Below are 20,531 nucleotides of genomic sequence, written 5' to 3'. Positions count from 1 at the left end.
AAAGGATATTATTCAAACAACCACGAATAATTGTAATACATATACATAAGGGGGTTGATCTATTTTGTTTCGTTCTTTTACAAATGGTTGCGTCGCTTTAGTGCAACGTTTCTTGCCAGAACCGTTTATTTTATCATGTTTATTAACTGTTTTTGTTATCTTCTTCGGCATGTTTGCAACGCACCAAGCACCTGTGGAAATGATTAATCACTGGGGTAATGGCATTTGGGGGCTTCTCGCCTTTTCTATGCAAATGGCACTTGTACTCGTGACAGGATCTGCTTTAGCAAACGCTCCTCTTATTAAAAAAGGATTAACGAAAGCTGCCAGACTACCGAAAACGAATGGACAAGGTATTATTGCCATTTCAATCGTAAGTTTACTAGGCGCATACATAAACTGGGGCTTTGGTATTGTTGTATCTGTTTTATATGCAAAGGAAGTCGCAAGGCAGCTGGAAGGATTAGATTATAGGCTAGCCATTGCCTCTTCTTACTCTGGATTTCTCATTTGGCATGCGGGGCTTTCTGCTTCTATCCCTCTTACATTAGCAACAGGTGGAGAAACGTTAATTAAAACGACAGCTGGAAGTATTAAAGAAGCAATCCCAATAACTGAAACGTTATTCTCACCATACGCCCTCGTTCCCGTTATTATCTTTTTAGTTACGATGCCTCTCATTAATAAGGCGATGCATCCAGATGAAAAACATACGATTACAGTAGACCCTAGCGTGTTCCATGAAGAAGCTGCCGCTCAAGAGGTAGGGAAAAATACGTTCGCTGAAAAAATGGAAAATAGTATCATCATTACACTTTGCGTTGGATTGTTAGGTCTCATTTATATTTTCAATTACTTTTATACGAAAGGTTTTAACCTTACGCTAGACATCGTTATTTTTATGTTATTAATTGCTGGACTTATTTTCCACCGCACTCCGATTCAATATATTCGTGCTTTTTCAAACTCTACGAAAAGTGCTTCTGGTATTTTACTTCAGTTTCCATTTTACGCGGGAATTATGGGCATGATGATTGGAGCAAATAGTGAAGGACTTTCACTTGGAGGGGCTATTTCGAATTTCTTTATTAGCATTTCAAACGAAACAACTTTCCCACTCTTTACTTTTTTAAGTGCTGGCATCGTTAATATTTTCGTTCCATCTGGCGGCGGTCAATGGGCTGTGCAAGCACCCATTATGATTCCAGCTGGTGCTGAACTTGGTGTACCTGCTGCAAAAACAGCAATGGCCATTGCATGGGGCGATGCTTGGACGAATTTGATTCAACCATTCTGGGCATTACCGGCATTGGCAATAGCTGGTTTAGGCGCTCGTGATATTATGGGATTTTGCGTCGTGAACTTACTATATGCAGGATTTATCATAAGTCTATGTTTCTTATTTATTTAAACGAAAAGCTAGTTTTATACTAGCTTTTTTACATAATAAATCATTTATTTCCCATGCAATTTATAATCGTTTCCCACTCTATCTCCGTAAGATGTAATGACTCAAATGCAAAAAAATCTTCGCAAATTTTTCCGATCAGGTGTGGATGTTCCCTCAAAAAATTCCACTGTAACGCTTTAGGAAGAAAATATGTTTCATATTCTTTACTTCCCCTTACTACTTCATCAACTTCTCTTTCACAAATTCCTCTTATTAAATAATCATTTCTTAACTCTATTTGAATTTGCCCAAACGTTTCGCTACATTTCTTCAATTGGACTAAGCACTTAATATATGTACGAAAAAGTTCGTTATCATACTGACAACAATTTATAATACGAGCAAGTTCATTCATAATGTACGAGCCTTTTCTTCAATTTGTAATAACCACTTTTCCCGCTTCTCTACTTTACTCGTTTTCACAGATTGAAAAACTGACCGTTTTATATCGCGAATGCCGCAAAAACGTAAAACACCTCTCTTCATTGTAATCCAATCGGCTGATCGATATAGTAATGCGACGTACCATAATGGTGAGTCTAACGTATTAATTACCCATGCCTTCTTACCTTTCAATAAGCCTTTCGGCAGGGCCCCTTCATATTTATAAGCAAATCCAGCTACAAAAATACGATCAATAAACCCTTTTAAAATAGCTGGCATCCCCCACCACCATATCGGATAGATGAATAAAAGCAAATCCGCTTCTTCTACTAATTTTCTGTACTGAGCTGTCTCTTCTTCATTTACTAAATCACGTCTTTTCTTCTCTTCATTAAATACAAGGACTGGATCAAATTGTTCTTTATATAAATCAAGTACCGTAACTGAATGATTTGTTTCTTGTAATCCTTTTTGCACATGCTCTAAAATCGCCGCGTTAAAACTTGAAGAACTAGGATGAGCGTATACAATTAGTACATTCACTACAAAACAACTCCCTCTATAAGTTAAAGTTTCCCCTTCTTTAACATCTTCTCTACAATTTGCACGTTTTTTGAACTTTGCAACAAGCGATTTAGTACCGTTAGTAACTCTTCCTTTTCTAAACCTTTCAGTTTCTCTTTCACCTTACTCTCACCAGCATCTTGAATATCATAAACAACTGCCGCCATATGCTTGCAAAGATTCTCATACGGACACTCGCAGCTACTTTCTGTAAAATCTTCAAGATCAATAATCACTTCATAGTTTCCTGCATTTCCAGTAACGAAAGCAAATATTTTCTTGTCTTGTATTTCAACATCTTCTACATGTCCATCTTCATAATATTCATAACCTTTATCCATAATGTACTTAGGAATCCACTTCGTTATATCATGTAATAAGTAAGCGTACATCATAGCACCTCTTCCTTTAATTCCCTTTTGACTTCCACAACCCCTGCATGTTATTCTAATAACTGTCAAATAGCAAGTCTATATGACAAAACGACTGACACCTATTCGGCGAAGGTGTCTCTTTTCATTTGCAGCCGATATGAAGTGCCTCTTTCAGGCACATTCAATTTTTGACACTACACACTCAACACCATTCCCTGTATCAGGCTGCTTTAGCAGTCTTTTACTCTACATACTTCAAAAAAAGAGAGCTTAGCTCCCTTTTCTCGCCTTATAAAATACCCCTTTTTCAGCATAGAGATATTCATCAGCTAATGTAATTTTCCCATCCAGTTTCAGTTCATCTAATAGTCTTGATAAATAAAATTGATGTAACATCTTTTTCGTGAATTTTCCTTCATGATGCAAAACGATATGTTCTTGAATATCTAACAATGATATTGGCTTATCTTGCTCTATCATATATTCATAAACTGTACTACGCAGTTTGACGTATTTTTCGAGTGTCACAGTACTTCGCAACCCCTTTCTTCTTAATATAAATTTTCGTAATCGGTTTTTTTGCAATAAAAAAACCTCTCCGATAAGAAGAAGTTACGTATATATCTTCGTCTTATCTCCCAGAACAAATATGTTCTGCTGGAATTAGCACCTGCATCGCGGTTGCTGGGTTTCATCGGGCCAGTCCCTCCACCTCTCTGGATAAGAAAATATTCACTTAATTCTTACTATACGTAATTTCATTTTAATTGTCAAACAAATATAACGAATTATATTTTCTTCTTTACTGTTCATACTATACATATATGAGTATGCAAGGAGGATTATGAAATGCATCAAAATGCTCGCGGATATGTACAAGATTCTTTTCAATCATTACAAGAAGCAAAACATTGTTTAGAAGAAGCATTACAGACTGTTGAAAAAGATTTTAATCGCGCTCGTATTGAGCAATCCCTTTATGCGATTGAACAAGCTATTCAACGCTGCGATTACACCGTTCATATTTTAGAACAAGAGTGAAAAAACTTCCCATCATAAGGTGGGAAGTTTTTTCAAATGGCATACGTCATAATTATTGCCGTTATGATAAAAAAATATACAGAAAAATGCTCCTTACAATATGTAAGAAGCATGAAAGAGGCAAACGAATATGTAAGTCGCGACCCTACCTTATATGAGTATGCTTTTCTACGCCATGTTATGCTCATCTAATATGCCGTATTTCCTTTTAAATCTTGTAAGAATCGTAATCCAAGACGTACTAAATAGTAGTAAGAACACAACATTTGAAATCGCATGGCTCAAATCGAAATAAAAACTTGCGATATAATATGAAATGACAGCTTCCCACGTTGCTTCACGTATAAAACCGAGAAGCCCCCAGAAATTCATGATCCAGCCAAATAAAAAGCCCACGAAGAACCCATATAGTAGTCTCCCCCATAACTTTTTCATTAAAAATGTATTGCGAAGTAAGCCTGCTATAAAACCAATCATACCCCATGAAAACATTTGCCACGGCGTCCACGGACCTTGCCCTAAAAAAATGTTAGATACGATAGCCGCTGTTGCACCGATCATAAATCCAGTTTCGCTTCCAAACACAATTGCAGAAACGATAATGACAAAAGAAGTCGGTTGTACACTCGGTAAAATAGAAAATGGTACGCGGCTAACTGCTGCAATTGCCGCTAATACGGCAACGAGAACAATTTCACGTGAAACAAACGCCTTTCTTTCAAAACGGATATAGAAAGGTAACATAATAACCGCTAATATAAACAAACTACTTAACATGTAATACCCATCCATGATAAGTGTAGTAAAGAGTAATGTGCCTATTATTACTGCGAAAATACATATTATGAATGCAACATATCGTTTGGACACGCTTCGTACACATCCTCCCACGTTAATGCATATGGCAATTCTTTTCGAATGAATCGATTAATAGATGTTGTATAAAAAAAGTTTCCACTAAAAAATTCTTTCGGTGCATCATTCATAATAACTGCTCCATCAAATAACATCATACATTGATTCACGTATTTCGCTGCAAATTCAATGTCATGCGTTGCCATTACAATTGTTGTACCTTCTTTTTGCAACTTCCTAAATAGCTCTCCTACTCTTTCTTTCTTCCACGGATCTAATCCCTTTGTCGGTTCATCAAGTAATAATAACATTGGCTTTGATAATAACGTTGTACATAATGCAAGAAGTTGTTGCTCTCCCCCGCTACAATCATGTGGATGTCGTTCTTTAAGCGCATGTAACCAAAACTTTTTAAGCTGTTGTTCTGCTATTTCTTTTCCTTGTTCTCCATATAACTCGCTTGCACGTTCATACACTTCTTCCCACACTGTATCAAATGTAAAATGATAATACGGATGCTGTGAAACATACCCAATACTTTTAAATCGTTCTTTCGAATCAATTTTATGTATCACTTTTCCATTCCACTTTACTTTCCCTCTTCTCGCTTTTTGTAACCCTGCTAAAATCGTTAACAGTGTAGACTTACCTGTCCCATTCTTTCCAACGAGAGCTACCCATTTTCCTTTTTCAATCGATACGGTTAAATCTCGTAAAATGAGCGGACTATTTTTTTCATATTGAAACGAAATATGCTCTGCACTTAAAATGACTTCTTGCTTTTCACTTTGTTCTATTGGCCCGTTCACATATGATATCGCTGAAAAATCATTCATTTTCATTTGTGCTTCTCGCACTGTAAACGGGATATCTTTCGCATTCCACTCTAAAAATAATCTTGGAATTTGCGGAATAAATGGACGGAACTTTTCTACTTCCCACATATTCGCTACAACCATTTTCGGACTACCATCATACACGATTCGGCCGTTATTCATACAAATAACGCGCGTTGCGAGCGGAATTACTTCATCTAAACGATGTTCACTTAAAACGATTGTAATGCCAAGTTCTTCGTTAATACGTTTTAATAATCCTAAAAATTCTTTCGCAGCAATTGGATCTAACTGCGCCGTTGGTTCGTCTAATAATAATAGTTTCGGTTGCATCACTAATACCGCAGCTAAATTGACAAGCTGCTTCTGCCCACCAGATAACGTATGAACAGATTGGTGCAATAAATCTTGAAATCCTAAGAAGCTAATAAGCTCAGCTATTCTCTTTTGAATAATGTGTGATGGTAATCCGATATTTTCTAAAGAAAATGCTAATTCTTGAATGACCGTATCCATTACGAGCTGATTTTCTGGATTTTGAAATACCATGCCAATTTCTTGGGCAGATAACAAATCCGGTACATTTTCTAATAAAGTACCATCATAATATGTATCCCCAGTACGCTTACCAATTGGAAGTAATTCTTTTTTAAAATGTTTTAATAAAGTCGTCTTCCCAGATCCCGATCCTCCAGCAAGTGCAATAAACTCACCTTTTTGAATAGAAAGAGAAATATGCTGTAACGCTTTTTCGTTTTCATCAGCATATACAAATGATAAATTGTTTATTTCTGCATGCGCCACCATATCCATTCCCGTCCTTCCATTATAATTGGTAAACTAATAAACATCGTTAATACGACAAACATCATCCCATCGTATTGCTGAAATAGAACCGATTCGACTTTCGGATAAATGATTAACTTCCCTCCGCCATACGTACTACATATAATAGCAGCTATAAATAGAATACTTAAATAACTGAGCGTATACCAATCGCGTCTTTCCATTCTATACCGAATATAAGTCGTACGTTTCGTTACACCAAATCCACGAGCTTGCATAGAATCTGCCGTTTGTAATGCATCTTCTAATGAACAAATTAATAATACTTGCAATAATTGCATACCATTTTTCACGCGTTCAACAATGGAACCTGCATCTACTTGTACACCTTTCGTTTTTTGGACGAGTGTTATTTTCTGTAATCGCCTCATAAACAAGGGAACAAATCTCACTGTAATCATCGTTAACAATGCTACTTTCGGTGAAATTCTAGAAAATAAATATAAAAATTTATGACTTGAAATAATATCATTATACGAAGCAAACGTAAACATAATTGCAACTAGTAATAACCCCATTACTACTCCAAACATAATCGCCTCAAGCTTAATCCGACTATCACCTAACCAAAATAACGTAGTTCGCCCTCTATGCGTGAATAACGAATTAAATAAAATGACCATAATAAAAAAAATGATTGTGCCCGGTAACATCTTTCTTATCTTTTCGCTATTCCCTTGCATCACATTGATTATAACGATTAATAGTATTGCTCCAATTAAAAAAAGGGGATGAAGACACATCATACATAGTATCATCACCCCAATATAATAGGAAAAATTCACAAAAGGATGTAAAGAAGAAAAACTTATTTTCATAGTCCTTTACCAAATGCCTTTCTTATTTTAATACATACACCCACTCGATTGTATCTCCTGGCTTCACTGTCACTACACCTGCACTATGGTTTGGGAATGCACCGTTCACACGATATTTCCAGCCACTAGTAGCGGTAATATCTTTTTCATATAAATCATTAATACCTTTTACATAAACATCGCCTTTAGACCCACTCGCATCCACATCTAAACCTGTACGCTGCAATACTTTATACACTGTATCGCCTTCTTGTACATCCATTTTTCTCGCACCTAATAAGTATCCTTCATTACCTTTTACTGAGATGGTAACTTGTTTTACTTGCGGTTTAGGTACTGAATCTGGTTTTGGTGGTTCAGGAGTTGGTACTGGCGGAGTCGGTATCGTTTTCTCCTCTTTATTCGGATCAACTTTCTGCTCCTGCTTCGGTGTTTCTTTCGGTTGATTGACAACCTTCGCTTCTTCTTTTACCTCTTGTGCTTTCGGTTGTTGCTGTTGTTTCTCTTCTTGTGCTTTTTGGTGTTCTGGTTGCTTATTTACAGCTGGTTGCTCTTTCGGTTGTTCCTGTTGTTTCTCTTCTTTCGGCTTCTCTTCTACTTTTTGTTCTTGTTTCTCTTTCTGTTCGTCTTGCTTATTTTGATCTTGTTCAGCTTGTTTTTCCTCCGGCTTTTCTTCCGGTTTCGCTTCATCTTTTTTCTCTTCTTGTTTTGCTACCTCTTCTTGCTTTGGTTCTACTTTCTTCTCAGGCTTTACAGCTGCCTCTTCACATCCGGCAAGTAACCCAAGTGAAAGCAGTAAAGAAATAAACCACTTCATCTTACTCATGTTGTCTCTCACCTTTCATAATAAAATTAGGAGCAAATGATTGCTCCTAATTTTTGTTAAGCTGCTTTACGTCTCCATAATACATATGCAGAAGCAATACATAATACACCCATACCTACTTCTGTAGCTGCACTATGAGAAGATGCTCCTGTTTTTGGTAGTGTGCTACCGTTTCCAGATTTTTTATGTTTAACCGGTTCGTTATCAACAACAACTTTTAAGTTGTCATCTTTTGTTTCTTGTTGCACTTGTTTTTGTTCTTCTGGTTGTTCAGTAACTTCTTTTTCTACTACAACATTTTCTGAATCTACATTTGGTTTCTTATCGATTTCAATAACAGATTCAGTTGACCAGTCATAAATCGATTTTCCAAGGTCTTTAAACTGAAGTAAAGCTAATAATGCTTGCTCTGTTGCCATTCCGCTACCGGTTTGATCCCCTGGTAACCATTTAAATTCACCATTTGGAAGTTGATATGACAATAGATTTTGCACTGCCTTATGTAGACGGTTTTGATCTACATCTTTCACTAGTGATAATCCAATAATTGCTTGTGCAGCACTATTAGAATTTACTTGTCCATCAGCAGAGAAACCACCATTTTCTAGTTGTTCATTATATAAGTATGCAACAGCCTTTTGCACAGCTGGTTTCACATCTTCTCGCTCTTGATAAGGAGCTAATGCTGATAAAACCATACCTGTTACATCAACGCTACTAGCACTATCTTTACTGCTTGCGCTATCGTAAGTCCAGCCGCCATCTGTATGTTGCGCGTTTAAAAGTGCATCTACTAAAGCAACTCGATTCCATTTTGAATCTACTGGAATTTCATATTTTTTCGTATCAAATGCAAGTAAAGCAAATGTATAACCTGTAACAGAATTCACTTTATCTGATTCGTACAATTTTTGAACTAAATTATGTTCGCCTACCATTTTTGGGTCTGCATTCATTGCATTCATCATAATAATCGTTCTAGCTAAATCTGTCGCTGAAAAACGGTTCATACGCTTTTCTACTTTTTCAGTTACAGCCTTAACATAATTTAATTTCGCCTCGATTGGAACATTCTTTCCAGAACGAGAAAGACCTAAAGCTACCCAATCGCTTTCAATTCCATCTTGTAACATCTTTTCAGATGTTTTAGAGATTGCGTCATTTACTTGTGCTGCTGGAACTTGAATGTTCTCTTGCTTTGGCTGTTCTTGTTTTTCATCATTTGTTTTTGTTCCATCTGGCTTTTCTTGTTTTGGATCATCTGTCTTTGGTTCTTCTGGCTTTTCTTGTTTCGGATCATCCGTCTTTGGTTCTTCTGGTTTTTCTTGTTTTGGATCATCTGTTTTTGGTTCTTCTGGTTTTTCTTGTTTTGGATCATCTGTCTTTGGTTCTTCTACCGTTTTACAAGTACCAAATTTATCTAATGTTTGTTGTAATGTTTCTTGACTCATATTGCTCCAGTCTGAAACAAAGCGGAAAACAACAACATCTCCAGATTTTAATTTATAACTATCCGCTCCAACTTCTGCAGATTTATCATTTACATCATACAGCCAGCCACTTGTAGCACCGGCCATTAAGCCGTCAATGCCTTTTACATACGTTCCAAACGACATCGTTTCAGCTTCTACTTTGTCCCCCATGACTTTTTGTAGCAAACTTAAAGCTGTTTCCCCATCTGCAATTTGCTCTTCTTTCGGACATAACATAATGCCCTTTTGTGATTCACCAACAATTGCAAGTTTTGCTGTATTTCCTTCAGCAAACGTAATATGTACTGTATTCGCAAAAGAAACAAATACAAGTGTAACTGCCATTAACGACGTAAGCAGCCATTTTTTTAACATTGCCATCCCAAAATTTCCTCCCTTACTACTATTCACACAAAAAAAGGCCCTTCAAGGGCGTGCAATTGACACTCTTTTTTTGTAAGTGTCGAACAAACTGTGCAACACCTCCTACCCGCATCATTCGCGGCTATATTTGTATAGGAAAAATAATTTTGTTCATGAACGTATCATTGTGATAACATTCACTTTTCTAGGCAAAACTGACTTCCATTTAAGTTATCGTAAAACGATAAACCTATACATTCTGTAAATTATAAATTTCTGTATTATTTTACTATTGACATAGAATTTTGTCCATGCTTTATCGTATTTATTTTCTAAGAATAGTAACTTACTAACCTTTAACGATGCAAACTTTTTTCACTAATAATGACGCCATCTTCATCCACATAAACATAATCATTCGGCTTCCATTCTACTCCTCCAAATTGCAATGAAATATTTCGTTCTCCTTTCCCTTCTTTTACACTTCTATTCGGCATTGTTCCTAACGCTAAAATACCTATATTAACATTCTTTAGTTCACTAGAATCACGAACATATCCATTCACAATAATTCCTGCTAGCTTTCTTTCTTCTGCAATAGCTGCCAAATTATCACCGAGTAACGCACAATTCGTAGATGCGCCGCCATCAACAACTAATACCGTTCCTTCTGATAATGTTTGCAACCCTTCCTTCACTAGTACATTATCATCCTTCACTTTTACAGTTGCAATTTTCCCGTAAAATTGTTCTTTCTTCCCAAAAGACCGAAAAGACTGGCGACATATTTGCAATTCATTTTCAAAATCATCACATAGATCCGTAGTTTTCCACATCTTTTTTCCCTCTTTTCCTTATTCTTTCTATATAACATATTCTTTGATTATTCTCGTTTCCCTGTCTACTGTTGCAAGAATTTGTATGTGCGTGAAAAGGATAGAAAAACTATTGCCTTAGGAAGCAACCTTTATTATAATCGATTTCACAGATAAATTTCAGAATATTAAAAATTAATAAAGTGAAAAAGGAGGGGTTTTATGCAATTACAGACCGAGGCAAAAAAACAGACTAGTAAACGAAAGTTTAAAATGCCTGACGCGTACGTACTACTATTTTTTATTGCCTTACTTTGTGCAATAGCTACTTATTTCGTTCCTGCTGGAGAATTTAAAAGAGTTACTAACGGTACTGTTACAACGACAATACCAGGAAGTTATCATTCTGTTCCACAATCGCCAGTAGGGTTTGTTTCTTTTTTTACTGCTATTGAAAAAGGAATGACACTTGCTGCTCCTATCATCTTCTTAATTTTATTTACGGGTGGTGCTATTGCGATTCTTGAAAAAACAGGTGCTCTTGACGGTTTAATCTATCATGTTATTAACAAATTTCGTAATCAGCAATTACTTTTCATATGTATTGTCGCCGCGCTCTTTTCTATTCTCGGAACGACTGGTATTATCGTTAACTCAGTTATCGGCTTTATACCCATTGGTATCATCGTGGCACGCACATTAAAATGGGACGCTATCGTTGGCGTAGCAATTATTTATTTAGGCACTTATGCTGGTTTTAATGCTACTATTTTATCTCCCTCACCTTTAGGCATTTCACAAAAAATCGCAGAACTTCCGATGTTTTCGGGAATTGGTTTACGTACGGTAATTTATATCTCTTTTTTATTGGCTACCATTCTATATATTAATTGGTATATAAAACGCTTGAAAAAATCGAATAAAGGAAGCATACTCGGCGACAACTGGTTTCCAAGTAATGCTCTTTCAAGTGAGAAAGAAATAGAGAAAACTGAAGTTCCTTGGACAATACGTCACAAATTGATTTTACTCGTTTCAGCTTTATCCTTAATTGTATTTTTAATAGGCGCTTTCCGTCTACATTGGACAGACGCAGAAATGACCGCTACCTTTATTTTCATCGCCATTACAGCGGGAATAATAGGTGGTATGAAAGCAAACGATATCGCTTCTACTTTTCTAACAGGCTGCCAAAATCTCATATACGGTGCTCTAATCGTCGGAATGGCTCGTTGTATTTCAGTCATTTTAGAACAAGGTAAATTACTTGATACAATCGTTAACCAACTCGCACAGTCTCTCGAAGGACAAAGCCCGATATTTGGCGTGATCGGTATGTACGTAAGTAGTGCCGCATTACATTTCCTTATTTCATCCGGTACAGGTGAATCTGTTATTTTCATTCCGATATTAGCTCCATTAGCTGATTTCATGCACATTACACGCCAAGTTACAGTACAAGCTGTTATGCTCGGCGAAGGTGTAGTGAACTGCCTCAATCCAACTTCCGGTGTTTTAATGGGCGTTCTCGCAGCGAGCGGCATTTCTTATGGAAAATGGCTTCGATTCATGGCGCCACTTGCATTGATCTGGTTTATCATTGGACTTATTTTTCTTATTGTTGGTGTGAATATTGAGTGGGGACCGTATTAAAAGATTCGTATTATACTTAACTTGATAAAATATCTATCCTATTTTCCTCTCCAATTCTATAAAAATCACTTATTCTAGTATAGATATAAAAAGGGATTAATCATAATGATCAATCCCTTTTCTCAAAGTAAAATACCTTTAAGTATTTTAGTTCCAAATTTTATTTACCCATTCCGGATGATCAATGAAAGGATTACGATTATGTTGATATTTCGTAAAAATCACTTCATTACGCTTTCTCTCTAAATCATCGACCGGGTCTTGTTCATTCCATTTTAGTAAAACGGATAGTTTGCCCATGTATGGGTCTTTATTGTTATTCACCTTTTCATTTAGTTCTAAGTCTATTTCACCGTTGTCTCCCTCGTAACGAACTGCCATGTAAAATAGCATTCTAGCGATATCTCCTTTTACACTATCACGAGGTTCCCAAGAATCACTATCATATTTACATTCTGTCGCTTCTGAATGATTCACGCCACCATTATCAAAATCCAGATTTCCACGTGAACTATTTACAGATACATCCGTCGCTCTTAAATGATGCAAATCTGTTCCAGGTCCTGCAGTCGTTCCAAAGTCACCGTGTGATTTTGCCCAAACATGCTCTCGGTTCCAGTTATTTACTCCTGAGCCATTCGTAAGTTTCCCTTGCGAACGACCAGTATATAAGAGTATCACATTATTTTTATTATTTGGATCTTCATCAGTATCTCTTAGTGCTTCCCATACCGCACTGTATGATAACTTTGTATGATTATCAATAATATTATGCAGTTCCTTCTTTAATTCTAAACCGGTCTTTCCTATTGCATTATTATAATATGTATCGTCATAACTTTTTACAATAATCTCCTGTGCTGATGCAGGAGCCACTTCACCGTGTATAGTATCTGTGAATGATAGAGATGCAGAACCTAAAATAAAAAATGAAGATAGTGTAATCATAGCAATCTTTGTATTTCGAAACTTCATATACCCATTTCCCCTTTAAAATATAATTTGAAGCTATTGACTAAAAAATGCTTTCTACCCCCCAAAAACTCTTTAGAAACCCATACCCCTTTTCTGTTTATTTAATACAAGACTCTATTGAGTCTGTATCACTTCTAAACTTTTTGTTTATTCACATTCCAAACAATTTCACTTTTAACAAGGAATACCCTTCTCTTATAAAGATTATTAAAATATTCTTTACAACTAAAAAGTAGTTTAATATTAACTTATAAATATAAATTTATTTATGCAATAATGCATATTCGATAAATACTTAAAAAACATTCAAAGAAAACCATGCCACAAAACCGATACAGTCTAAGACAGAAATAATAAAAATCAAGATGATAGCTCAACTTTTCCTTTTTCCATAACTGTCTTTATTTTTGTGTAAAATCTTTCTTTCTCTGAATAATACGTACAAAAATAGATTGGATACCATGTAGGCACCAATCTATTTTAATTAAAGAAACTGTGTCAATTCTGAGTTCACAACACGTTGTGCAGTAATAATAACACTTTCAGCTGTTAGCCCATAAACACTATATAGTCCACCAGGTTGATTAGGAACAATTTGAACTTCATATTCAAATGCTTGTCCAAAAGCAGGATGAACTAAACTTAGAGTTACAAAAGTAGAAGCATTAGAATTCACATTGAAGTTTACCTGTTCAATCAACACTAATGAACCGTCAAGTCTAAAAACTCTAGCTACTCCAGTAAGCGGGCCCGCAGTACGGTTAAGGATTTTCACCCTAACTCTATTTGCATTAGCAGGTTGATTTCCTACGTTTTCAATTGGTCCTGTAGTAAGTGCCATATAACATCACCTCCATTATATTATTATGATATTCAACGAAATATAGTGATGTTATAGTTTAATTACCCAATTTATTTAAAATAAAAAAATGTTCGTTTTTATCTCGTTAATTAATAAAAACGAACATTTTATAATGAATGAATTCGCAAAAAATAAATTCATATACTAAACTAAATCAACCTACAACAACCGTTTTTTTACAGACAATTCCTCTCCCTTCCGACTTCCTCACTTTCGCCTAATATTGAGCCGGGAATCTTACTACCCGCATGTTGCGAGATAAAATGTGTATCCAGCCAATTTACAATTATTTCTTCCAGCTCTGGATGTAGTGGCTTTCCTGCCCCTTCTTCATAATTCTTTTTAAACTCTAATGCTTTAAAATCACCTTCAAAACTTTTCAAACTATGATCCATATTTTGTACTACATATACTTCAGAATCACCCTTCACATAATCACCGATCCGCTTCGCTCTTTCAGGATCAGCCTGAATATCTTTATCACCAGCAATAGCTAGTACTGGACATGTTACTTGTTGTAAGTCTTTATAGATGTCATGCTGAAAATGCTCTCTAAACCACTTTGCGTTCATCGGTTTAAAACCAACTTTAATCGTATCTTTTTCTGTGTTCATCATTTTCTCTTTTATTTTTTCCATTTGCTTCTCTCCGCGTTTCTCTACATTGAGAAGGCGCATTAGTTTTCCTTTTATTCCTTTCTGCTCTTTTAGTTCTTTATATGCAATTTCTCTTTGTCTTTTTGTAGCCTCTTCTAATGATTCCGCAGCCCCTGTAAGAAGGATAAGCCCATTAACTGGTGTTCTTGCGTTTACTACAGTTGCCAACATACCCCCTTCACTATGACCAGCTAAAATAATATTTTCTGGATCAACAAATGGTTGTTCTTTTAAATACGTAATCGTAGCCTCTATATCATTAACTAAATCCCACATTCCAGTCTTCAGAAATTCTCCGTCACTCTTTCCTACTCCGCGCTTATCAAAGCGGAGCGTCACTACTCCAAGTCTCGCAATTGTATGTGCTAAATCTTTATATACGTTCGACGCAAGCTTTAACGGTACGATCGTTCCATCACGATCAATTTCCCCAGATCCAGCAATAATGACAACGGCAGCATACTTCCCGTCAGCTTTCGGCTTTGTAATCGTTCCATACAAAGTAAATTCACTATTTATCGCTACTTCATATTCGTCAAAGGTCATTATATTTGTCCTCCCACTATTCTTTTATATCCAATTTAAATTTCAAACTCGCTACAATATTTTTATACTCTATTAAGTCTTTCATTGATTCGAAAATTGGATTCTCTGCAATACTTTGTAACATGCTCCGCTTTATAATTTCTTCATTTCTGACCGTCTTAGCGCCGAGCGGAAACTCTGCAAACCATTCATCAATTGCATCAAAATAGGAATCACCGTGTAAATGTAGACTATTTACTGTAAAGCTCGCCGCGCAAACCGCTGCATATTTCCGTAACATTTCTAATGCTCTTTCATAGTTTTCATGCATACAGCATACTTGCGCAGCAGCATAATAAACTTTTAAAGTCATATGCGGATGTAATTTTTCTATGTCATAAGTGTCTATTAATTTAAAGACTCTATTTAAAGCCATCTCTACCTTTTCTTTGTTTGAGGCATTTACTAATACAAAACTCGGTATTGTCGAAACGAATTGCATCAAATGTTGGTACATACTAATTTGCATTATTTCATTTGCCTTTTCAGCATTTCCAAGCATTTGATACGCTTGTGCGATTAGCTCTTCCTCTGGAACGTTAGGACGTATCGTTCCGCCAAGCAATTCCAATACTTCATTCGGTTTATTGAGTATAAGATAGCAAGTTGCTTGAAACGATACCGCCTCTTTCACAAGAGAAACATCGTCACTTTCTTCCTGCACTCTGCTAAAGAGATACATTGCTTCTTCTAAAATTTCAATTCTTTTATCCGTATCCTCTGTTAACATATGGTGATTAATAAAAAGTAGTCCCATTTGAAGTAATAACGGAAAACAAGAATAATATTTTTTGATGATTCCTCTGCACTCTATCATTACATCATCAAACGGTTCTTCACTAAAAGCTTCTGCGAGTCTATGATATAAATTTTTAATATCTTCCTGTTTCATTTGCGGTGTATAACTAATTAGTTCATCTATACTAATGTTAAAGTATGATGCTAACAGTGGTAAAAATGTAATATCCGGATAACTCTGCCCCGTCTCCCATTTGGAAACAGACGCCTTCGTAATACCGATATACGCCGCTAACTCTTCCTGCGTAATTCCCTTTTCTTTTCTCTTATCCGCAATAATTTTATGAATCTGAATCTCTCTCACTGTATCACCTCATACTTTTATTATATGTACTATATTCTATACAAAATATGGATTTAAAGTCGACTATCGTTAACAAAATCAACTGTTAGGAAACACCCCTCTAAAATCAAAGGCAGGAACATATTTAATATGTTCCTGCCTTTTTATTGTGGGTTACCGATACATAGCCATCTAGCTAAGATTTTGAAGTACTGTAAAATCAAAAATTTCATCTCACCACAGTTTTCTATGGGAATTTAGTGAACAGCTTATTTGCATGATTTTCGTTAGCGGAAGTCATTTTAAAATTCTATATGTCGATTTTTTCTTTGCCCTTACGGATAAACCACCATATTAAAGCCATAAATAGCATGAAAAGCGGTATTATTTGAATAAAGAAAAATCCTTTCCAAAAATAAAGTGGATTATTATATGTAAATTCTGTTGAGGCCTCATGTGTATAAGAAACAAACGAACCTACCAAATAAGCCATTGGAATTGTAATTAGATTTATCCCTAGAAAGATCATTATCAATGATAGGTTTTTATCTTTAATTTTTGGTGAACCAGACTTGATAAATAAAAATGTTGCAGTGCCAAATATAAGAAAAAGTGGTATTACATAAAAAATTCCCATAATACCCCTCCTTGATTTTAATTGTACCATCAGGAAAGACAACTTTGTGTAATTTTGGATGAATAACATATACCTGTTCAGTTAACATAACGTCTCATTATCAGTAGCAAGGAAAAAGGAGAACCCTGCTCTCACAAGGGAACCTTCTTTTTTATTTCTATGAATCTATACATGTTTTATACATTCCTATCCTGGTATCGTTTTAGTGTTCTTGTTTGTTACTGGATTAGCAAAAAAACTGTATATAATCTTGCATGCTCTTAGCATAGGTTTTTCAAACATACTGGCATTCCCGAATATTCGCTTTCTTATGGCATGTCTTAAACTTTCATTAAAACACTCTCCCTTCCTTTGTCTATCTTTGTGAGTAACTCTTCTTGTTTATTTAAAGTCCTCCCCCCAAAGCCAAACAAATGATTCAGTTTATCCAGTATGTAAATAAAAAGGACAATTAGCCCCATAATGGACTAACTATCCTATAACTTCTTATCTAAACTTAATAAAACTAGAACTTCTTTTCCTATGTATCATTATTTCGTTATCTCACCAAACTGCGCTCTCGTCACTTTCGCCAAGTCATCCACTTTAAGTTCAATTTGTATACCTATTTTCCCGCCACTTACAATCATCGTTTCAAGTGATTGGGCGCTTTCATCGATACATGTAGAAAATAACTTCTTCATTCCGACTGGTGAACAACCGCCGCGAATGTATCCTGATACTTTCGTAATATCTTTTACAGGAATCATTTCAATTTTCTTTTCACTTACTGCTTTTGCGGCAGCTTTTAAATTTAATTCCTCATCTACTGGAATAATAAACACATGATAATTTTTACTATTCCCTTGAGCAATTAACGTTTTATATACTTCTCTCACTTCTCGTCCAATTTTCTCGGCTACTGATACGCCATCAATTTTCCCATCGTCTGGATCATATGACATCATCGAATATTCAATTTTTTCTTTATCTAATATTCGCATCGCATTTGTTTTATCTTTTTTCATAACGTTCTCCTTAAAAGGTTATTTCATATTATTAAGTTTTATTATACACCCTTTTCCATTTCTCCTACATAACTTCACGTATTTTTCAAAACTAAAAATATTGATAATTCAAAAATTATCTGATATAATTTGGAAAAACTTATGTTAAGGAGAGATTTGTAATGCGAAATGTTAATACTTCTTTCCAACTTCATCATCATACGTAACGCCGTGTATCCGAAGAAAAATTTTTCTTCGTGGGTACAGGGCTTTTCCTGTTGACCCACGAAGCGTTCATAAAGCTATGTGGGTATTTTTATACCTGCATAGCTTTTTTTAATTTAAAAAGGAGTGATTATGATGGAAATGAGAAATGTAAAAGGAACGAAAGACTATTTACCAGAGGAACAAGTGCTGCGAAATAAAATGAAAAGAGCTTGTGAGGATACGTTTGAACGTTATGGCTGTAAACCGTTAGAGACACCAACATTAAATATGTATGAGCTTATGTCATACAAGTACGGCGGTGGTGATGAAATATTAAAAGAAATATATACACTTCAGGATCAAGGAAAACGCGACCTTGCCTTACGATATGATTTAACAATTCCATTCGCAAAAGTCGTAGCGATGAATCCGAACATCCGCCTTCCTTTTAAACGGTATGAAATTGGGAAAGTATTTCGAGATGGCCCTATTAAACAAGGGAGATTTCGTGAGTTTATACAATGCGACGTTGATATAGTCGGTGTAGAATCTGTCATGGCAGAAGCTGAACTTATGAGTATGGCATTTGAACTGTTCCGAACGTTAAACTTAGAAGTAACGATTCAATATAATAACCGAAAATTATTAAACGGTATTCTCCAGGCCATTAACATTCCTACTGAGTTAACGAGTGACGTCATTTTATCATTAGACAAAATCGAAAAGATTGGGATTGATGGTGTACGAAAAGATGTATTAGAGCGTGGAATTTCTGAAGAAATGGCTGATACGATATGTAATACCGTTTTATCTTGTCTAAAGCTTTCAATTGCTGACTTTAAAGAAGCTTTCAATAATCCACTCGTTGCCGAAGGAATAAACGAATTACAACAATTACAGCAATATTTAATCGCTCTCGGAATAAATGAAAATACGATATTCAATCCGTTTTTAGCCCGAGGACTCACAATGTATACAGGCACCGTATATGAAATCTTTTTAAAAGATGGATCAATTACATCTAGCATCGGTAGCGGAGGGCGATACGATAATATTATTGGGGCATTCCGTGGTGATAATATGAATTATCCAACAGTCGGTATTTCATTCGGTTTAGACGTTATTTATACAGCACTATCACAGAAAGAAACGATATCATCTACAGCGGATGTATTTATCATCCCGCTCGGAACAGAATTACAATGCTTACAAATCGCCCAGCAATTACGTTCTACCACTTCCTTAAAAGTCGAACTCGAACTAGCAGGACGTAAATTAAAACGTGCCCTTAATTATGCCAATAAAGAGAATATCCCTTATGTGCTTATTATTGGGGAAGAAGAACTTAGTACAAACACTGTTGTGCTACGGGATATGAAGGAAGGTAGTGAGGTGAAGATTCCGCTTTCTTCTTTGAAAGATAATACATTGAATAAGTATTTTACAATGCCTACTACGTTATGACTGTGAAGTATTCTCAAAATGTAAATCCGGTCAACAAAAAAAGGGCTGTCCGCGCATGGCAGCCCTTTTCCCTTAATAAACAACACCTTCATAAGTGAAATTATATTAACGATTTTTTGAATATATCTATCATAATTTACACTATATCAACGATACATAGATTTTTTCATTTTATAGATAATCGGGTGTTTAGTTTACATAAAATAATTATAATCAGTTTAATCCTACAAAGCTTTAACATCCAATTCCCTATTTTGATAATATATGGTTTTCTAACTCCACTACCAATTCAAGAAAAATTCATATCCGTCTCTACTATACCACTTTCATCTATTAACTTTTATTTTGTGCATTCCTACTCTCCAAAACTTTCTCCATATTATGAGTTGCCCATTCCATCATTAATAGAATCATTGGACGTAGTGATTCACCAAGCTCAGTTAACGAATATTCTACTTTCGGAGGGACTTCACGGTATACTTCACGATGGATGATGCCGTCTGCTTCAAGTTCTCTCAGCTGCAGTGTTAACATTCTTTGTGTGATATTAGGTTTTAATCTTTTTAATTCATTAAACCTCTTTGTACCATCTAATAAATGATACAAAATAACCCCTTTCCATTTCCCACCAATAACCTCAACCATAGCTTCCACTGGACAAGAATATTTATTTAGAAATGGGTAATTTATATTATTTTCATTCGAACAATCCATAATAAATCCCTTCCCTTATCAATAGTATCTTTTTTGATACTATACCACATAAATGTGCGTACTTGTG

The 20,531-nt window shown here is 35.6% G+C and carries 21 protein-coding genes and 1 riboswitch; of the genes, 4 read left to right on the top strand and 17 right to left on the bottom strand.

Going from position 1 to position 20,531, the window contains the following annotated elements:
- Positions 1–64: 64 nt before the first annotated feature.
- A complete protein-coding gene (locus AC0NJG_RS20800; protein ID WP_474063358.1) occupies positions 65–1,411 on the top strand; it encodes a short-chain fatty acid transporter in 1,347 nt (448 codons plus the stop codon).
- A 40-nt stretch (positions 1,412–1,451) separates the two neighbouring features.
- Here AC0NJG_RS20800 and AC0NJG_RS20795 read toward each other — a convergent pair whose 3' ends face one another.
- The 4 genes from AC0NJG_RS20795 to AC0NJG_RS20780 all read right to left on the bottom strand — a co-directional run bounded on the left by AC0NJG_RS20795 (position 1,452) and on the right by AC0NJG_RS20780 (position 3,300).
- The gene (locus AC0NJG_RS20795) at positions 1,452–1,805 is read right to left on the bottom strand and encodes a group-specific protein (protein WP_143881326.1); all 354 of its coding nucleotides are present in this window, start codon (positions 1,803–1,805) and stop codon (positions 1,452–1,454) included.
- Positions 1,802–2,377 (bottom strand): NAD(P)H-dependent oxidoreductase, encoded by a 576-nt coding sequence (locus AC0NJG_RS20790; protein WP_143881327.1) that lies wholly within the window; start codon positions 2,375–2,377, stop codon positions 1,802–1,804. The genes AC0NJG_RS20795 and AC0NJG_RS20790 overlap by 4 nt, the downstream gene beginning before the upstream one ends.
- A 23-nt stretch (positions 2,378–2,400) precedes the next feature.
- The gene (locus AC0NJG_RS20785) at positions 2,401–2,790 is read right to left on the bottom strand and encodes an SWIM zinc finger family protein (RefSeq protein ID WP_087954893.1); all 390 of its coding nucleotides are present in this window, start codon (positions 2,788–2,790) and stop codon (positions 2,401–2,403) included.
- A gap of 252 nt (positions 2,791–3,042) precedes the next feature.
- Positions 3,043–3,300, bottom strand: coding sequence for a hypothetical protein (locus AC0NJG_RS20780; RefSeq protein WP_474063357.1), 258 nt, complete (start codon positions 3,298–3,300; stop codon positions 3,043–3,045).
- A gap of 100 nt (positions 3,301–3,400) precedes the next feature.
- Positions 3,401–3,499, bottom strand: a riboswitch (SAM riboswitch).
- A gap of 122 nt (positions 3,500–3,621) precedes the next feature.
- Between AC0NJG_RS20780 and AC0NJG_RS20775 the strand changes: the two genes are divergently transcribed.
- Positions 3,622–3,813, top strand: coding sequence for a hypothetical protein (locus AC0NJG_RS20775; protein ID WP_000554030.1), 192 nt, complete (start codon positions 3,622–3,624; stop codon positions 3,811–3,813).
- A 168-nt stretch (positions 3,814–3,981) separates the two neighbouring features.
- Here AC0NJG_RS20775 and AC0NJG_RS20770 read toward each other — a convergent pair whose 3' ends face one another.
- The 6 genes from AC0NJG_RS20770 to rraA form a co-directional block, all read right to left on the bottom strand.
- The gene (locus AC0NJG_RS20770; RefSeq protein WP_087954892.1) at positions 3,982–4,683 is read right to left on the bottom strand and encodes an ECF transporter S component; all 702 of its coding nucleotides are present in this window, start codon (positions 4,681–4,683) and stop codon (positions 3,982–3,984) included.
- Positions 4,656–6,317 carry an ABC transporter ATP-binding protein gene (locus AC0NJG_RS20765; protein ID WP_142940744.1) on the bottom strand — a complete coding sequence of 554 codons (1,662 nt, stop codon included), beginning with the start codon at positions 6,315–6,317 and terminating at the stop codon, positions 4,656–4,658. The genes AC0NJG_RS20770 and AC0NJG_RS20765 overlap by 28 nt, the downstream gene beginning before the upstream one ends.
- Complete coding sequence (locus AC0NJG_RS20760; RefSeq protein ID WP_087996149.1) at positions 6,290–7,168, bottom strand: energy-coupling factor transporter transmembrane component T; 879 nt, start codon at positions 7,166–7,168, stop codon at positions 6,290–6,292. Before AC0NJG_RS20760 ends, AC0NJG_RS20765 begins: the two co-directional genes overlap by 28 nt.
- A 22-nt stretch (positions 7,169–7,190) precedes the next feature.
- Positions 7,191–7,994, bottom strand: coding sequence for a DUF4430 domain-containing protein (locus AC0NJG_RS20755; RefSeq protein ID WP_087954890.1), 804 nt, complete (start codon positions 7,992–7,994; stop codon positions 7,191–7,193).
- 56 nt (positions 7,995–8,050) lie between these two features.
- Entirely contained in the window at positions 8,051–9,847 is a 1,797-nt protein-coding gene (locus tag AC0NJG_RS20750; protein WP_087954889.1) for a DUF4430 domain-containing protein, read from the bottom strand.
- A gap of 338 nt (positions 9,848–10,185) precedes the next feature.
- Positions 10,186–10,665, bottom strand: coding sequence for a ribonuclease E activity regulator RraA (gene rraA, locus AC0NJG_RS20745; RefSeq protein ID WP_087954888.1), 480 nt, complete (start codon positions 10,663–10,665; stop codon positions 10,186–10,188).
- A gap of 201 nt (positions 10,666–10,866) precedes the next feature.
- Between rraA and AC0NJG_RS20740 the strand changes: the two genes are divergently transcribed.
- Positions 10,867–12,297 (top strand): YfcC family protein, encoded by a 1,431-nt coding sequence (locus AC0NJG_RS20740; RefSeq protein WP_087954887.1) that lies wholly within the window; start codon positions 10,867–10,869, stop codon positions 12,295–12,297.
- A gap of 147 nt (positions 12,298–12,444) precedes the next feature.
- Here the strand turns inward: AC0NJG_RS20740 and AC0NJG_RS20735 are convergent, their stop codons facing one another.
- The 6 genes from AC0NJG_RS20735 to ybaK all read right to left on the bottom strand — a co-directional run bounded on the left by AC0NJG_RS20735 (position 12,445) and on the right by ybaK (position 18,100).
- Positions 12,445–13,272 carry an endonuclease I family protein gene (locus AC0NJG_RS20735; protein ID WP_053563973.1) on the bottom strand — a complete coding sequence of 276 codons (828 nt, stop codon included), beginning with the start codon at positions 13,270–13,272 and terminating at the stop codon, positions 12,445–12,447.
- 484 nt (positions 13,273–13,756) lie between these two features.
- Positions 13,757–14,113 (bottom strand): ATPase, encoded by a 357-nt coding sequence (locus tag AC0NJG_RS20730; protein ID WP_087954886.1) that lies wholly within the window; start codon positions 14,111–14,113, stop codon positions 13,757–13,759.
- Between the two features lie 197 nt (positions 14,114–14,310).
- A complete protein-coding gene (locus tag AC0NJG_RS20725) occupies positions 14,311–15,336 on the bottom strand; it encodes an alpha/beta hydrolase family protein (RefSeq protein ID WP_087954885.1) in 1,026 nt (341 codons plus the stop codon).
- 16 nt (positions 15,337–15,352) lie between these two features.
- Positions 15,353–16,477, bottom strand: a complete 1,125-nt coding sequence (locus AC0NJG_RS20720; protein ID WP_087954884.1) for a helix-turn-helix domain-containing protein — start codon at positions 16,475–16,477, stop codon at positions 15,353–15,355.
- A gap of 289 nt (positions 16,478–16,766) precedes the next feature.
- A complete protein-coding gene (locus tag AC0NJG_RS20715) occupies positions 16,767–17,093 on the bottom strand; it encodes a hypothetical protein (RefSeq protein WP_063245650.1) in 327 nt (108 codons plus the stop codon).
- A gap of 530 nt (positions 17,094–17,623) precedes the next feature.
- Complete coding sequence (gene ybaK / locus AC0NJG_RS20710; protein ID WP_001992643.1) at positions 17,624–18,100, bottom strand: Cys-tRNA(Pro) deacylase; 477 nt, start codon at positions 18,098–18,100, stop codon at positions 17,624–17,626.
- Between the two features lie 339 nt (positions 18,101–18,439).
- Between ybaK and AC0NJG_RS20705 the strand changes: the two genes are divergently transcribed.
- Positions 18,440–19,750: a histidine--tRNA ligase gene (locus tag AC0NJG_RS20705; protein WP_143881335.1), complete on the top strand. Its 1,311-nt coding sequence runs from the start codon at positions 18,440–18,442 to the stop codon at positions 19,748–19,750.
- A 333-nt stretch (positions 19,751–20,083) separates the two neighbouring features.
- Here AC0NJG_RS20705 and AC0NJG_RS20700 read toward each other — a convergent pair whose 3' ends face one another.
- On the bottom strand, positions 20,084–20,464 hold the full coding sequence (locus AC0NJG_RS20700) for a winged helix-turn-helix transcriptional regulator (RefSeq protein ID WP_071739585.1): 381 nt from the start codon (positions 20,462–20,464) through the stop codon (positions 20,084–20,086).
- Positions 20,465–20,531 lie beyond the last annotated feature (67 nt).

It is taken from the genome of Bacillus sp. SSR7, from assembly GCF_055902415.1.
This window is presented reverse-complemented; position numbering and strand designations above follow the sequence as displayed.

What these genes read in the sequence shown, in the direction of transcription:
- AC0NJG_RS20795 (WP_143881326.1), bottom strand. Translation starts at nt 1,805, where the DNA reads ATGAATGAACTTGCTCGTATTATAAATTGTTGTCAGTATGATAACGAA.
- AC0NJG_RS20785 (WP_087954893.1), bottom strand. Translation starts at nt 2,790, where the DNA reads ATGTACGCTTACTTATTACATGATATAACGAAGTGGATTCCTAAGTAC.
- AC0NJG_RS20775 (WP_000554030.1), top strand. Translation starts at nt 3,622, where the DNA reads ATGCATCAAAATGCTCGCGGATATGTACAAGATTCTTTTCAATCATTA.
- AC0NJG_RS20765 (WP_142940744.1), bottom strand. Translation starts at nt 6,317, where the DNA reads ATGGATATGGTGGCGCATGCAGAAATAAACAATTTATCATTTGTATAT.
- AC0NJG_RS20760 (WP_087996149.1), bottom strand. Translation starts at nt 7,168, where the DNA reads ATGAAAATAAGTTTTTCTTCTTTACATCCTTTTGTGAATTTTTCCTAT.
- AC0NJG_RS20755 (WP_087954890.1), bottom strand. Translation starts at nt 7,994, where the DNA reads ATGAGTAAGATGAAGTGGTTTATTTCTTTACTGCTTTCACTTGGGTTA.
- AC0NJG_RS20750 (WP_087954889.1), bottom strand. Translation starts at nt 9,847, where the DNA reads ATGGCAATGTTAAAAAAATGGCTGCTTACGTCGTTAATGGCAGTTACA.
- rraA (WP_087954888.1), bottom strand. Translation starts at nt 10,665, where the DNA reads ATGTGGAAAACTACGGATCTATGTGATGATTTTGAAAATGAATTGCAA.
- AC0NJG_RS20740 (WP_087954887.1), top strand. Translation starts at nt 10,867, where the DNA reads ATGCAATTACAGACCGAGGCAAAAAAACAGACTAGTAAACGAAAGTTT.
- AC0NJG_RS20735 (WP_053563973.1), bottom strand. Translation starts at nt 13,272, where the DNA reads ATGAAGTTTCGAAATACAAAGATTGCTATGATTACACTATCTTCATTT.
- AC0NJG_RS20730 (WP_087954886.1), bottom strand. Translation starts at nt 14,113, where the DNA reads ATGGCACTTACTACAGGACCAATTGAAAACGTAGGAAATCAACCTGCT.
- AC0NJG_RS20725 (WP_087954885.1), bottom strand. Translation starts at nt 15,336, where the DNA reads ATGACCTTTGACGAATATGAAGTAGCGATAAATAGTGAATTTACTTTG.
- AC0NJG_RS20715 (WP_063245650.1), bottom strand. Translation starts at nt 17,093, where the DNA reads ATGGGAATTTTTTATGTAATACCACTTTTTCTTATATTTGGCACTGCA.
- ybaK (WP_001992643.1), bottom strand. Translation starts at nt 18,100, where the DNA reads ATGAAAAAAGATAAAACAAATGCGATGCGAATATTAGATAAAGAAAAA.
- AC0NJG_RS20705 (WP_143881335.1), top strand. Translation starts at nt 18,440, where the DNA reads ATGGAAATGAGAAATGTAAAAGGAACGAAAGACTATTTACCAGAGGAA.
- AC0NJG_RS20700 (WP_071739585.1), bottom strand. Translation starts at nt 20,464, where the DNA reads ATGGATTGTTCGAATGAAAATAATATAAATTACCCATTTCTAAATAAA.